At 62.7% G+C, this 12,667-nt stretch carries 12 protein-coding genes; all 12 read left to right on the top strand.

Features of this window, described 5'->3' with window-relative positions; translation table 11 throughout:
• Positions 1–8: 8 nt before the first annotated feature.
• The 12 genes from fliT (at position 9) to CKW25_RS14535 (ending at position 12,662) form a co-directional block, all read left to right on the top strand.
• Complete coding sequence (fliT, locus tag CKW25_RS14590) at positions 9–305, top strand: flagellar protein FliT (protein ID WP_095080155.1); 297 nt, start codon at positions 9–11, stop codon at positions 303–305.
• 171 nt (positions 306–476) lie between these two features.
• Positions 477–1,952 carry a sigma-54 dependent transcriptional regulator gene (locus CKW25_RS14585; RefSeq protein ID WP_095080154.1) on the top strand — a complete coding sequence of 492 codons (1,476 nt, stop codon included), beginning with the start codon at positions 477–479 and terminating at the stop codon, positions 1,950–1,952.
• A gap of 110 nt (positions 1,953–2,062) precedes the next feature.
• Positions 2,063–3,262 carry a PAS domain-containing sensor histidine kinase gene (locus tag CKW25_RS14580; RefSeq protein ID WP_095080153.1) on the top strand — a complete coding sequence of 400 codons (1,200 nt, stop codon included), beginning with the start codon at positions 2,063–2,065 and terminating at the stop codon, positions 3,260–3,262.
• Positions 3,263–3,267: 5 nt separating this feature from the next.
• Complete coding sequence (gene fleR / locus CKW25_RS14575; protein WP_095080152.1) at positions 3,268–4,668, top strand: sigma-54-dependent response regulator transcription factor FleR; 1,401 nt, start codon at positions 3,268–3,270, stop codon at positions 4,666–4,668.
• 130 nt (positions 4,669–4,798) lie between these two features.
• Positions 4,799–5,128, top strand: coding sequence for a flagellar hook-basal body complex protein FliE (gene fliE / locus CKW25_RS14570; RefSeq protein WP_095080151.1), 330 nt, complete (start codon positions 4,799–4,801; stop codon positions 5,126–5,128).
• 15 nt (positions 5,129–5,143) lie between these two features.
• Complete coding sequence (gene fliF, locus CKW25_RS14565; protein WP_095080150.1) at positions 5,144–6,931, top strand: flagellar basal-body MS-ring/collar protein FliF; 1,788 nt, start codon at positions 5,144–5,146, stop codon at positions 6,929–6,931.
• Positions 6,924–7,943 carry a flagellar motor switch protein FliG gene (gene fliG, locus CKW25_RS14560; RefSeq protein WP_095080149.1) on the top strand — a complete coding sequence of 340 codons (1,020 nt, stop codon included), beginning with the start codon at positions 6,924–6,926 and terminating at the stop codon, positions 7,941–7,943. Before fliF ends, fliG begins: the two co-directional genes overlap by 8 nt.
• Positions 7,944–7,947: 4 nt before the next feature.
• Positions 7,948–8,751, top strand: a complete 804-nt coding sequence (gene fliH / locus CKW25_RS14555; RefSeq protein ID WP_095080148.1) for a flagellar assembly protein FliH — start codon at positions 7,948–7,950, stop codon at positions 8,749–8,751.
• Positions 8,741–10,099: a flagellar protein export ATPase FliI gene (fliI, locus tag CKW25_RS14550; RefSeq protein WP_095080147.1), complete on the top strand. Its 1,359-nt coding sequence runs from the start codon at positions 8,741–8,743 to the stop codon at positions 10,097–10,099. Before fliH ends, fliI begins: the two co-directional genes overlap by 11 nt.
• 5 nt (positions 10,100–10,104) lie before the next feature.
• On the top strand, positions 10,105–10,554 hold the full coding sequence (fliJ, locus tag CKW25_RS14545) for a flagellar export protein FliJ (protein WP_095080146.1): 450 nt from the start codon (positions 10,105–10,107) through the stop codon (positions 10,552–10,554).
• A gap of 90 nt (positions 10,555–10,644) precedes the next feature.
• Positions 10,645–10,950, top strand: coding sequence for an STAS domain-containing protein (locus CKW25_RS14540; protein WP_095080145.1), 306 nt, complete (start codon positions 10,645–10,647; stop codon positions 10,948–10,950).
• 5 nt (positions 10,951–10,955) lie between these two features.
• Positions 10,956–12,662 (top strand): fused response regulator/phosphatase, encoded by a 1,707-nt coding sequence (locus CKW25_RS14535; protein WP_095080144.1) that lies wholly within the window; start codon positions 10,956–10,958, stop codon positions 12,660–12,662.
• The last annotated feature ends 5 nt before the right edge of the window (positions 12,663–12,667 follow it).

Below are 12,667 nucleotides of genomic sequence, written 5' to 3'. Positions count from 1 at the left end.
AAAGCGTCATGAACCCTGCACTGCAACGGATTGAACAAACCCGTGAGGCGCTGATCGGTGCGCTGGCGGAGCGCAATTGGCAAACCATCGGCGAGTTGGACGTAGCCTGTCGCGCCTGCGTTGACGACGTGCTCAGTGAGGCGCCGTTAGATGAACAGGCGCTGCGCGAGAATCTGGAGAGTCTGCTGGCGGTCTACAAGCAATTGCTGGAAGTGGCAATGGGGGAGCGTCAGGCAATAGTCAATGAAATGACCCAGATCAACCAAGCGCAAAATGCGACAAAGGTTTACCACCTTTTCGGGTAGTATTCATTTAATCCGATCTTAGTGCGCCATAAATTTGACTGTGCACGGTTTTTTGACTTAACTAGTGGCTGATTCGAGTTTTCAGGCGTCTATCAGGCTTAATGTGCCGGCAGGCGTCTAGATTGCCCTCTTTATTCGGGCATATGAGTTGACCAGGGAAGTTGCTATTGCATGTGGCGTGAAACCAAAATTCTGCTGATCGATGACGATAGCGTCCGCCGCCGCGACCTGGCGGTGATTTTAAATTTTCTCGGTGAAGAAAATTTACCCTGTGGTAGCCATGATTGGCAGCAGGCTGTCGGTTCGTTGTCATCCAGTCGTGAAGTCATCTGTGTCCTCATCGGGACGGTAAGCGCTCCTGGTACGTTGTCGAGTCTGTTAAAGACACTCGCTACCTGGGATGAGTTCCTTCCGGTGTTGTTAATGGGCGATAATTCTTCCGTTGACCTGCCTGATGAACAGCGCCGCCGGGTGCTTTCCACCCTGGAACTGCCGCCCAGCTACAGCAAGTTGCTCGACTCCCTGCACCGTGCCCAGGTCTATCGCGAGATGTACGACCAGGCCCGTGAGCGCGGTCGTCATCGTGAACCCAATCTTTTCCGCAGCCTTGTCGGCACCAGCCGGGCGATTCAACACGTCCGCCAGATGATGCAGCAAGTGGCCGACACCGATGCCAGTGTGCTGATCCTCGGTGAGTCCGGCACCGGCAAGGAAGTGGTGGCGCGTAACCTGCACTATCACTCCAAGCGCCGCGACGCGCCGTTCGTGCCGGTCAACTGCGGGGCGATCCCGGCCGAGTTGCTGGAAAGCGAACTGTTCGGCCACGAGAAGGGCGCCTTCACCGGGGCGATCACCAGCCGTGCCGGGCGTTTTGAGCTGGCCAACGGCGGCACCCTGTTCCTCGACGAAATCGGCGACATGCCGTTGCCGATGCAGGTCAAGCTGCTACGGGTGTTGCAGGAGCGTACCTTCGAGCGCGTGGGCAGCAACAAGACCCAGAGCGTCGATGTGCGAATCATTGCCGCGACCCACAAGAACCTCGAAAGCATGATCGAGGTCGGCAGCTTCCGCGAAGACCTGTATTACCGCCTGAACGTATTCCCGATCGAAATGGCGCCCCTGCGCGAGCGTGTCGAGGACATCCCGTTGCTGATGAACGAGTTGATCTCGCGCATGGAGCACGAGAAGCGCGGTTCCATTCGTTTCAACTCGGCGGCGATCATGTCGCTGTGCCGTCACGGCTGGCCGGGCAACGTCCGCGAACTGGCCAACCTGGTGGAGCGCATGGCGATCATGCACCCGTACGGGGTGATCGGCGTGGTCGAGTTGCCGAAGAAGTTTCGCTACGTCGATGACGAAGACGAGCAAATGGTCGACAACCTGCGCAGCGATCTGGAAGAGCGGGTGGCCATCAACGGGCATACCCCGGACTTCGCGGCCACTGCCCTGTTGCCGCCTGAAGGCCTGGACCTGAAGGATTACCTGGGTGGCCTGGAGCAAGGGCTGATCCAGCAGGCACTGGACGATGCCAACGGGATCGTCGCGCGCGCGGCCGAGCGCCTGCGCATTCGCCGCACCACCCTGGTGGAAAAGATGCGCAAGTACGGCATGAGCCGTCGTGACGGAGAAGAACAGGCGGAGGATTGACGCCTGTTTTTCAACTCATTGAATAATGGGCAGTTTTTTTTAGGCACGGGTATTGCTACATCCCTCGCAACGTTCCGTTTCACTGACGGTCAGCCAAGCGAGAGAGCACGATGCCCCACGCCGCCCAGATGTCTCCAGTCCCCGACACGCCCTGCGTAGAGCAGGCAAGCCGGCTTGGCCTTGAGCAGGCGTTCGCGCTGTTCAATCAGATGTCGAGCCAACTCACCGATTCCTACAGCATGCTGGAAGCCCGGGTCACCGAGCTCAAGGGTGAGCTGGCGGTGGTCAGTGCCCAGCGGATGCAGGAGCTGGCCGAAAAAGAACGCTTGGCCAACCGTCTGCAAAACCTCCTTGATCTGTTGCCCGGCGGCGTCATCGTCATCGATGCCCAGGGTATCGTGCGCGAAGCCAACCCGGCCGCCGAGGAATTGCTCGGTCTGCCCCTCGAAGGCGAATTGTGGCGCCAGGTGATTGCGCGCAGTTTTGCCCCCCGTGACGACGACGGTCATGAAGTCTCCTTGAAGGATGGTCGGCGCCTGTCGATCGCCACCCGTTCCCTGGATGCCGAGCCGGGCCAGTTGGTGCTGCTCAACGACCTGACCGAAACCCGCCACCTGCAAGGCCAGTTGGCGCGTCATGAGCGCTTGTCATCCCTGGGGCGCATGGTCGCCTCGCTGGCCCATCAAATCCGCACGCCGCTGTCGGCGGCCTTGCTCTATGCCAGTCATCTGGCCGAGCAGGCGTTGCCGGTGGCGACCCAGCAACGCTTTGCCGGCCGCTTGAAAGAGCGCCTGCACGAACTGGAGCACCAGGTGCGCGACATGCTGGTGTTTGCCCGTGGCGAGTTGCCGCTGACGGATCGCGTGACCCCCAAGGCGCTGATGCAATCGCTGCAGGCGGCGGCCCAGACTCACGTCCAGGGCTTGCCGATCCGTTGGCAGTGCGACACCCATGCCGGTGAGTTGCTGTGCAATCGCGACACGCTGGTCGGCGCACTGCTGAACCTGCTTGAAAACGCCATTCAGGCCAGCGCCGACGATGTGCGCTTGAAGGTGCATGCCTATAGCCGTGGCAATACCCTGCGGCTGTGCGTCAGTGACAGCGGCGAGGGGATCGATGGCGCAGTGCTGGAGCGCTTGGGCGAGCCGTTTTTTACCACCAAGGCCACCGGAACCGGCCTGGGCCTGACCGTGGTCAAGGCCGTGGCGCGGGCTCATCAGGGACAATTGCAGCTGCGCTCGCGGCCGGGTCGCGGCACCTGTGCACGGGTCGACCTGCCGTTGTTTTCCAGCGCTCAAGGACTGGAGTGAGGTCAATGGCAATCAAGGTTCTGCTGGTCGAGGATGACCGCGCGCTGCGCGAGGCACTGGCCGATACGCTGCTGCTGGCCGGTCACGACTACCGCGCCGTGGGCTCGGCCGAAGAGGCGCTGAGCGTGGCGGCCGAAGAGTCCTTCAACCTGGTGATCAGTGACGTCAACATGCCGGGCATGGACGGCCACCAGTTGCTGGGCGCACTGCGGGTTCGTTACCCGCACCTGCCGGTGCTGCTGATGACCGCCCATGGCGCCGTGGAGCGCGCGGTGGATGCGATGCGCCAGGGCGCCGCGGATTATCTGGTCAAGCCGTTCGAGCCCAAGGCGTTGCTCGACCTGGTGGCGCGCCACGCCCTGGGCAGCCTGGGCGGGGCAGAGGATGAGGGACCCGTGGCGTACGAGCCGGCCAGCGCACAGTTGCTGGCGCTGGCGGCACGGGTGGCGCGCAGCGATTCGACGGTGTTGATTTCGGGTGAGTCCGGCACCGGCAAGGAAGTGCTGGCGCGCTACATTCATCAGCACTCACGACGCGGCCAGCAGCCGTTCATTGCGATCAACTGTGCGGCGATCCCGGACAACATGCTCGAGGCGACGTTGTTCGGGCATGAGAAAGGCTCGTTCACCGGGGCGATTGCCGCCCAGGCCGGCAAGTTCGAGCAGGCCGACGGCGGGACCCTGCTGCTCGACGAAATTTCCGAGATGCCCCTGGGTTTGCAAGCCAAGCTGCTGCGCGTGTTGCAGGAGCGTGAAGTCGAGCGCGTGGGCGCGCGCAAGCCGATTGCCCTGGACATTCGTGTGGTAGCGACGACCAACCGCGACCTGGCGGCGGAAGTGGCGGCGGGGCGTTTTCGTGAGGACCTCTATTATCGCTTGTCGGTCTTCCCGCTGGCCTGGCGCCCGCTGCGCGAGCGCACTGCCGACATTCTGCCGCTGGCCGAGCGCCTGCTGGCCCGGCACGTCAATAAAATGAAGCACGCCGCCGCCAGGCTTTCGCCTGAAGCGCAGGCTTGCCTGATCGGTTATCCCTGGCCGGGCAATGTGCGCGAACTGGACAACGCCATTCAGCGAGCGCTGATTCTGCAGCAGGGCGGGTTGATCCAGCCAGAGGACTTTTGCCTGTCCGGGCCGGTGGCCTGTGCGCCATTGCCGGTCCTGGCGCCTGCTCACGTGGCGTCGCGGGGGCCGGCGGTCGAGGCGCCCCAGGCAGAGTCGGCCGGGGGGCTGGGCGACGACCTGCGGCGTCATGAGTTCCAGATGATCATCGATACCCTGCGCAGCGAGCGCGGGCGGCGCAAGGAAGCTGCCGAGCGCCTGGGCATCAGCCCGCGGACCCTGCGCTACAAACTGGCGCAGATGCGTGATGCCGGGATGGACGTCGAGGCCTGTTTATTCGCGACCTGAACCTTCTGTGAGTAAAGCCCGGGGAGGGCTTTTGTCGAGCGTCGCCATGGAGCTGGCACCCTTGTTGCTAACACCACTCTATCCGCCGAGTGAGTGTCAAAAAATTGCGGGTCGTCAGAGAGAGTAGTCCATGAGTCAAGGAATTGAATTCAACCGGTTGATGCTGGACATGCGGGCCATGCAAATGGACGCCATGGCTCAGCCCAAAGCTGCCGTCGCCGTGCCGGAACTGGCCGGCAGCAGCTTTGCCGACATGCTCGGCCAGGCCGTCAACAAGGTCAATGACACCCAGCAGGCGTCGACCCAGCTGTCCACCGCGTTCGAGATCGGCAAGAGCGGTGTCGACCTGACCGACGTGATGATCGCCAAGGAAAAGGCCGGCGTCTCCTTCCAGGCACTGACCCAGGTGCGTAACAAAGTGGTTCAGGCATACCAAGACATCATGCAGATGCCGGTTTAAGGACGAGATTGAGTCATGGCAGAAGCAGTCGCCAATAACGTTCCGGCCAAGGTCGCGCCCACTGACGGCAAACCGCCGCTGTTCGGGTTGTCCTTCCTGGAAAACCTCTCCGAGATGACCATGCTGCGTCAGGTCGGCCTGTTGGTCGGCCTGGCAGCCAGCGTGGCGATTGGCTTTGCCGTGGTGCTGTGGTCGCAGCAGCCCGAGTATCGGCCGCTGTACGGCAGCCTGGCCGGGATGGATGCCAAGCAGGTCATGGAAACCCTGGCCACCGCTGACATTCCTTACACCGTCGAACCCAATTCCGGCGCCTTGCTGGTCAAGGCCGATGACCTGTCGCGAGCGCGGCTCAAGCTTGCCGCCGCGGGTGTCACTCCCACCGACGGCAACATCGGCTTCGAGATTCTCGACAAGGACCAGGGCCTGGGTACCAGCCAGTTCATGGAAGCGACCCGTTATCGTCGCGGCCTTGAAGGCGAACTGGCGCGCACCATTGCCAGCCTGAACAACGTCAAGGGCGCCCGCGTGCACCTGGCGATCCCGAAGAGTTCGGTGTTCGTGCGTGACGAGCGCAAGCCAAGTGCTTCGGTACTGGTCGAGCTGTATGCCGGGCGCTCGCTGGAGCCGGGCCAGGTGCTGGCCATCATCAATTTGGTGGCAACCAGTGTTCCGGAATTGAGCAAATCGCAAATCACCGTGGTCGACCAGAAGGGCAACCTGCTCTCCGACCAGGCGGAAAACTCCGCGCTGACCATGGCCGGCAAACAGTTCGACTACAGCCGTCGCATGGAAAGCATGCTCACCCAGCGTGTGCATAACATCCTGCAGCCGGTGCTGGGCAATGATCGCTACAAAGCCGAAGTGTCCGCCGACGTGGATTTCAGCGCGGTCGAGTCGACGTCCGAACAGTTCAACCCGGATCAACCGGCGTTGCGCAGCGAGCAGTCGACGTCCGAGCAACGTACCGCCAGCAACGGCCCGCAAGGCGTTCCCGGCGCGTTGAGCAATCAGCCGCCGGCACCGGCCTCGGCGCCGCAAACCACCGGTGGCGCGACCGCATCGGCGGGTATGGTGCAGCCCGGCCAGCCGCTGCTCGATGCCAACGGCCAGCAGATCATGGACCCGGCCACCGGTCAGCCGATGCTGGCCCCGTACCCGGCGGACAAGCGCCAGCAGTCGACCAAGAACTTCGAACTTGATCGCTCCATCAGCCACACCAAGCAGCAGCAGGGCCGCTTGAATCGCCTGTCGGTGTCGGTGGTGGTCGATGATCAGGTCAAGATCAACCCGGCCAACGGCGAAACCAGCCGAGCGCCGTGGAGCGCCGATCAACTGGCGCGCTTTACTCGCCTGGTTCAGGACGCGGTCGGTTTCGACGCCAGCCGTGGCGACAGCGTCAGCGTGATCAACATGCCGTTCTCCGCAGAGCGCGGTGAGGTAATCGCCGAGATTCCGTTCTACTCGCAGCCGTGGTTCTGGGACGTTGTCAAGCAAGTGCTGGGCGTGCTGTTCATCCTGGTACTGGTGTTCGGCGTGCTGCGTCCGGTGCTCAACAACATCACCGGTGGCGGCAAGGACCGGCAGCTGGCGGGCATTGGCAGTGATTCCGAACTGGGTGGCCTGGGCGGCCTGGATGGCGAGCTGGGCAACGATCGCGTCAGCCTCGGCGGTCCGCAAAGCATCCTGCTGCCTAGCCCGAGCGAAGGCTATGACGCCCAGTTGAACGCAATCAAGAGCCTGGTGGCCGAAGACCCGGGTCGTGTGGCCCAGGTCGTGAAAGAGTGGATTAACGCAGATGAGTGATAACCGAGCCGCTATCGCCAAACTCAGCCGGGTCGACAAAGCCGCGATTCTGCTGCTGTCCCTGGGCGAAACCGATGCCGCGCAAGTGCTGCGCCACATGGGGCCCAAAGAGGTCCAGCGCGTGGGCGTGGCCATGGCGCAAATGGGCAATGTGCACCGTGAGCAGGTCGAGCAGGTGATGAGCGAGTTCGTCGACATCGTCGGCGACCAGACCAGCCTGGGCGTTGGCTCTGATGGCTACATCCGCAAGATGCTCACCCAGGCCCTGGGCGAGGACAAGGCCAACGGCCTGATCGACCGGATCCTGCTGGGGGGCAACACCAGCGGCCTGGACAGCCTCAAGTGGATGGAACCGCGCGCGGTGGCGGACGTGATCCGTTACGAGCACCCGCAGATCCAGGCCATTGTCGTGGCCTACCTGGACCCGGACCAGGCGGGTGAAGTCCTGGGTAACTTCGACCACAAGGTGCGGCTGGACATCATCCTGCGGGTTTCCTCGCTGAACACGGTACAGCCGGCGGCACTCAAGGAACTGAACCAGATTCTGGAGAAGCAGTTCTCCGGCAACTCCAACGCCTCGCGCACCACCCTGGGTGGCATCAAGCGCGCGGCGGACATCATGAACTTCCTCGACAGTTCGATCGAAGGCCAGTTGATGGACTCGATCCGCGAAGTCGACGAAGACCTGTCCGGTCAGATCGAAGACCTCATGTTCGTGTTCAACAACCTGTCCGACGTCGACGACCGTGGCATCCAGGCGTTGCTGCGCGAAGTCTCCTCCGACGTGCTGGTGCTGGCCCTCAAGGGGTCCGACGAAGGCGTCAAGGACAAGATCTTCAAGAACATGTCCAAGCGTGCCGCCGAACTGCTGCGCGACGACCTGGAGGCCAAGGGCCCGGTGCGCGTCAGCGATGTGGAAACCGCGCAAAAGGAAATCCTCACCATTGCCCGCCGTATGGCCGAAGCCGGAGAAATCGTTCTCGGCGGGAAGGGCGGCGAAGAAATGATCTGACCTTATGGCCTTCAAGAGTGATGAGTCGCCCACCGACCTGATTCGTGCGCGTGATGTCAGTGGGTTCGACATCTGGTCGTTGCCCAGTTTCGATCCGTTTGTCCCGGAGCCCGAACCCGAGCCTGAACCCGAGCCGCCGGAAATCGAAGAGGTGCCGCTGGAGGAAGTCCAGCCGTTGACCCTCGAAGAGCTCGAAAGCATTCGCCAGGAAGCCTGGAACGAAGGGTTTGCCACCGGCGAGAAAGAAGGCTTTCACAGCACCACCCTCAAGGTCCGCCAGGAAGCGGAAGTGGCCCTGGCGGCAAAGCTGGCCAGCCTTGAGCGGCTGATGGGCCATCTGTTCGAGCCCATCGCCGAGCAGGACACGCAAATCGAAAAAGGCCTGGTGGCCCTGGTCCGGCACATCTCCCGCCAGGTGATCCAGCGCGAGCTGGCCATCGACTCCTCGCAAATCGAACACGTCATGCGCGAGGCCCTCAAGCTGTTGCCGCTGGGCGTGGATAACGTGCGCCTGTACATCAATCCGCAGGATTTCGCGCAGGTCAAGGCCTTGCGCGAGCGTCATGAGGAAACCTGGCGCATCGTCGAGGACGAAGCCCTGCTGCCAGGCGGTTGCCGTGTCGAGACCGAACACAGCCGCATCGATGCCACGGTGGAAACCCGCATCGCCCAGGCCACGGCGCAGTTGCTCGATCAACTGCACGAGCAGGCGCTGCACCCGGCCGAGGCGGACCTGTCGATCGACTTGTCCGCTCCCGCGAAAGCGCCTGCCCGGCCAGAGCCAGTGGACTGCCTCGATGCGTCTTGAGCGCACCAGTTTCGGCAAGCGCCTGAGTGGCTACGCCGAGGCCATTGAGCTGCCGGGCCAACCGATCCTCGAGGGGCGCCTGCTGCGCATGGTCGGCCTGACGCTCGAGGCCGAGGGCTTGCGCGCGGCCATGGGCAGTCGCTGTCGGGTGATCAACGACAACAGCTATCACCCGATCGAGGTGGAAGCCGAGGTCATGGGGTTTTCCGGCAATAAAATATTCCTGATGCCGGTGGGTAGTGTCGCCGGTATTGCGCCCGGCGCCCGGGTCGTGCCGCTGGCCGACAACGGCCGCTTGCCGATGGGCATGAGCATGCTCGGGCGCGTGCTCGACGGTGCCGGCCGTGCCCTGGACGGCAAGGGCGGGATGAAAGCCGAGGACTGGGTGCCACTGGATGGTCCGACCATCAACCCGCTCAATCGCGACCCCATCAGCCAGCCGCTGGACGTAGGTATTCGCTGCATCAACGGTTTGTTGACGGTGGGGCGTGGCCAGCGCCTGGGCCTGTTCGCCGGTACCGGCGTGGGCAAGAGTGTGCTGCTGGGCATGATGACCCGCTTTACCGAGGCCGACATTATTGTGGTCGGGCTGATCGGCGAGCGGGGTCGTGAGGTCAAGGAATTCATCGAGCATATTCTCGGTGAAGAAGGCCTCAAGCGCTCGGTGGTGGTCGCATCCCCCGCCGACGATGCGCCGCTGATGCGCTTGCGCGCGGCGATGTATTGCACGCGAATCGCCGAGTACTTTCGCGACAAGGGCAAGAATGTCCTGTTGCTGATGGACTCCCTGACCCGTTTCGCCCAGGCCCAGCGGGAAATTGCCCTGGCTATCGGCGAGCCACCAGCGACCAAGGGCTATCCGCCCTCGGTGTTTGCCAAGCTGCCGAAACTGGTGGAGCGGGCCGGTAACGCCGAGGCCGGTGGGGGTTCGATCACCGCGTTCTATACCGTGTTGTCCGAAGGCGACGACCAGCAGGACCCGATTGCCGACTCGGCACGGGGCGTGCTCGATGGGCACATTGTGTTGTCGCGGCGCCTGGCGGAAGAAGGGCACTACCCGGCAATCGACATCGAGGCCTCCATCAGCCGGGTCATGCCGTCGGTGGTCTCGCCCGAGCACATGCGCCGTGCCCAGTACTTCAAGCAGCTGTGGTCGCGTTATCAACAGAGTCGCGACCTGATCAGCGTCGGTGCCTACGTGGCCGGTGGCGACCGGGAGACCGACACCGCCATTGCCTTGCAGCCGACCCTGGTCAAGTACCTGCGCCAGGGGCTCAACGACAATATCGGCCTGGGTGAAAGCGATGCGCACCTGGAGACGATCTTCGCGCCAGCGGCCGGGGGCTGATCGGTATGGCCCAGAGCCGAGCAACGCGCCTGGTGCCGGTGGTCGAGATGGCTGAAAAAGCCGAGAAGACCGCTGTCCAGCGCCTGGGGTATTTCCAGGGGCAGGTTCGGCTGGCGGAAACCAAGCTGGCCGATCTGGACGGCTTTCGCCTGGAATACCTGGAGCGCTGGGTCGAACGTGGGCGCGAGGGTGTTTCCGGGCAATGGTTGCTCGGCTACCAGGGCTTCCTGGTGCAGCTGGGAACGGCGATCGACCAGCAGCGGCAAAGCCTGGCCTGGCACCAGAACAATCTGGACAAGGCGCGGGACACCTGGCAGCAGGCGTACGCCCGGGTCGAAGGCCTGCGCAAGCTGGTGCAACGCTATATCGATGAGGCCCGCCAGCTTGAAGACAGGCGCGAGCAGAAGCTGCTGGATGAGCTTTCCCAGCGTTTACCGCGAGAGAGTCCGTATTGATGGAGGCAGGGCGTCGATTTCGCTCCTTGAACATGCCCTGTGCAGGTGCTAAACCTTGTACACGATTGCCAATGACAAGGAAGCTTTAGCATGTCAGTCATCACCGAAGTCTCACCGGATGGACAGAAACTGACGATATCGATCAAAGGACGGTTTGACTTCGCCAAGCATCAGGAATTTCGCGACTCCTACGAAAAGCTCGATGATCAGCTCAGCTCGGTGGTGGTTGACCTCAAGGATGCCACCTACCTCGACAGCTCGGCGCTGGGCATGTTGCTGTTGCTGCGCGACCATGCCGGTGGGGATGAATCCGACGTGCGCCTGGTCAACAGCAGCACTGACGTGCGCAAGATTCTCGCGATCTCCAATTTCGACAAGCTGTTCGACATCAGTTGATCGCCATGGCGCCGCTGGCGGAGTCCCTGACGGTATTGATCGCGGAAGACAGCGCCGCCGATCGCCTGTTGCTATCGAGTATCGTGCGGCGCCAGGGGCACGAGGTGCTGGTGGCCGCCAACGGTGTCGAGGCCGTCGAGCTGTACCGCCAGCAGCGACCCCACCTGGTGTTGATGGACGCGATGATGCCGGTAATGGACGGCTTTGACGCGGCGCGCCAGATCAAGCAACTGGCCGGGGAGACCCTGGTACCGATCATCTTTCTGACGTCCCTGACCGAAAGCGAGGGGCTGGCCCGTTGCCTGGACGCCGGTGGCGACGACTTTTTGGCGAAACCCTATAACCAGGTGATCCTCGCGGCCAAGATCAAGGCCATGGATCGCTTGCGGCGTTTGCAGGCCACGGTGCTGGAGCAGCGCGACCAGATCACCCGGCATCACGATTACTTGCTCAACGAACAGCGCGTGGCCAAGGCGGTGTTCGACAAGGTGACCCATTCGGGGTGCCTGAGCGCACCGAGCATCCGTTACTCGCAATCCCCCTATGCGCTGTTCAACGGGGATTTACTGTTGGCCGCGTTCACCCCGTCCGGTGACATGCAGGTGCTGCTCGGCGACTTCACCGGCCATGGGTTGCCGGCGGCGGTCGGTGCCATGCCACTGGCTGAAGTGTTCTACGGCATGACCGCCAAGGGCTACGGCCTGGCCGAAACCCTGCGGGAAATGAATGCCAAGCTCAAGCGCATCCTGCCGGTGGACATGTTCTGCTGCGCGACCTTGTTGTCCTTGAGTTTTCAGCGTGGCTCGGTCGAGGTCTGGAATGGCGGGATGCCGGATGGCTACCTGCATGACATCGCCACGGGCGAGCGCAGGCCATTGACCGCGCGGCATTTGCCGTTGGGTGTGTTGAGTCCCGAAGCCTTTGACGACCGCACCGAGGTGTTCCCGATGGCCTTGGGGGATCGGGTGTTCCTGTTGTCCGATGGGGTCATCGACACCTGCGATGCCGACGAGCAGTTGTTCGGTGTCGAGCGCCTGCACAAGGTGTTTGCCGACAATCGTCAGCCAGAGCGGTTGTTCGAGGAGATCGAGCGGGCGCTGGGCGACTTTGGCGGCGGGGCGCGGGATGACGTGAGCATGGTCGAGATCAGCCTGCTGGAGCCTGAGCACATCAGCCCGCCAGCGCCGGTGTATTCCGACAGTGGCCAGTCCTGTCCGCTGGACTGGTCGGTGAGTTTCGAGTTTCGTGCCGCCACCCTCAAGCGCTTCAACCCGCTGCCGTATCTGCTGCAGCTGCTGCTGGAAGTGCATGGATTGCGCGCGCAAAGCGGTGCGCTCTACAGTGTGCTGGCCGAGCTTTACTCCAATGCGCTGGAGCATGGCGTGCTGGGGCTGGATTCGAGCATCAAGCGCGACGTGTCGGGGTTTGCGCACTATTATCAGTTGCGCAATCAACGCCTTGAGCAGCTCGCGGACGGCTACCTGCGGGTGCATTTGCAGGTCGTGCCCCAAGGGGCGGGCGGGTGCCTGGTGATTGAGGTCGAAGACAGCGGCAACGGGTTCGATGTACAACGCGTGATGGACCGACCGCATGACGTCGGCCGCTTGTCGGGTCGAGGCGTGAGCCTGATCCGTCAGTTGAGCCGCAATGCCTGTTGGTCGGACGATGGTCGACGGGCCCGCGTGGAGTTTTCCTGGGGCGCTCAGGCATAATCCAT

This window comes from Pseudomonas sp. Irchel s3h17 (assembly GCF_900187505.1).
Lineage (GTDB): Bacteria > Pseudomonadota > Gammaproteobacteria > Pseudomonadales > Pseudomonadaceae > Aquipseudomonas.
This window is presented reverse-complemented; position numbering and strand designations above follow the sequence as displayed.

Coding starts and splice junctions, on each gene's coding strand:
- fliF (WP_095080150.1), top strand. CDS start 5,144: ATGGCAGAAGCAGTCGCCAATAACGTTCCGGCCAAGGTCGCGCCCACT.
- fleR (WP_095080152.1), top strand. CDS start 3,268: ATGGCAATCAAGGTTCTGCTGGTCGAGGATGACCGCGCGCTGCGCGAG.
- fliH (WP_095080148.1), top strand. CDS start 7,948: ATGGCCTTCAAGAGTGATGAGTCGCCCACCGACCTGATTCGTGCGCGT.
- CKW25_RS14540 (WP_095080145.1), top strand. CDS start 10,645: ATGTCAGTCATCACCGAAGTCTCACCGGATGGACAGAAACTGACGATA.
- fliI (WP_095080147.1), top strand. CDS start 8,741: ATGCGTCTTGAGCGCACCAGTTTCGGCAAGCGCCTGAGTGGCTACGCC.
- fliT (WP_095080155.1), top strand. CDS start 9: ATGAACCCTGCACTGCAACGGATTGAACAAACCCGTGAGGCGCTGATC.
- fliE (WP_095080151.1), top strand. CDS start 4,799: ATGAGTCAAGGAATTGAATTCAACCGGTTGATGCTGGACATGCGGGCC.
- fliJ (WP_095080146.1), top strand. CDS start 10,105: ATGGCCCAGAGCCGAGCAACGCGCCTGGTGCCGGTGGTCGAGATGGCT.
- CKW25_RS14585 (WP_095080154.1), top strand. CDS start 477: ATGTGGCGTGAAACCAAAATTCTGCTGATCGATGACGATAGCGTCCGC.
- fliG (WP_095080149.1), top strand. CDS start 6,924: ATGAGTGATAACCGAGCCGCTATCGCCAAACTCAGCCGGGTCGACAAA.
- CKW25_RS14535 (WP_095080144.1), top strand. CDS start 10,956: ATGGCGCCGCTGGCGGAGTCCCTGACGGTATTGATCGCGGAAGACAGC.
- CKW25_RS14580 (WP_095080153.1), top strand. CDS start 2,063: ATGCCCCACGCCGCCCAGATGTCTCCAGTCCCCGACACGCCCTGCGTA.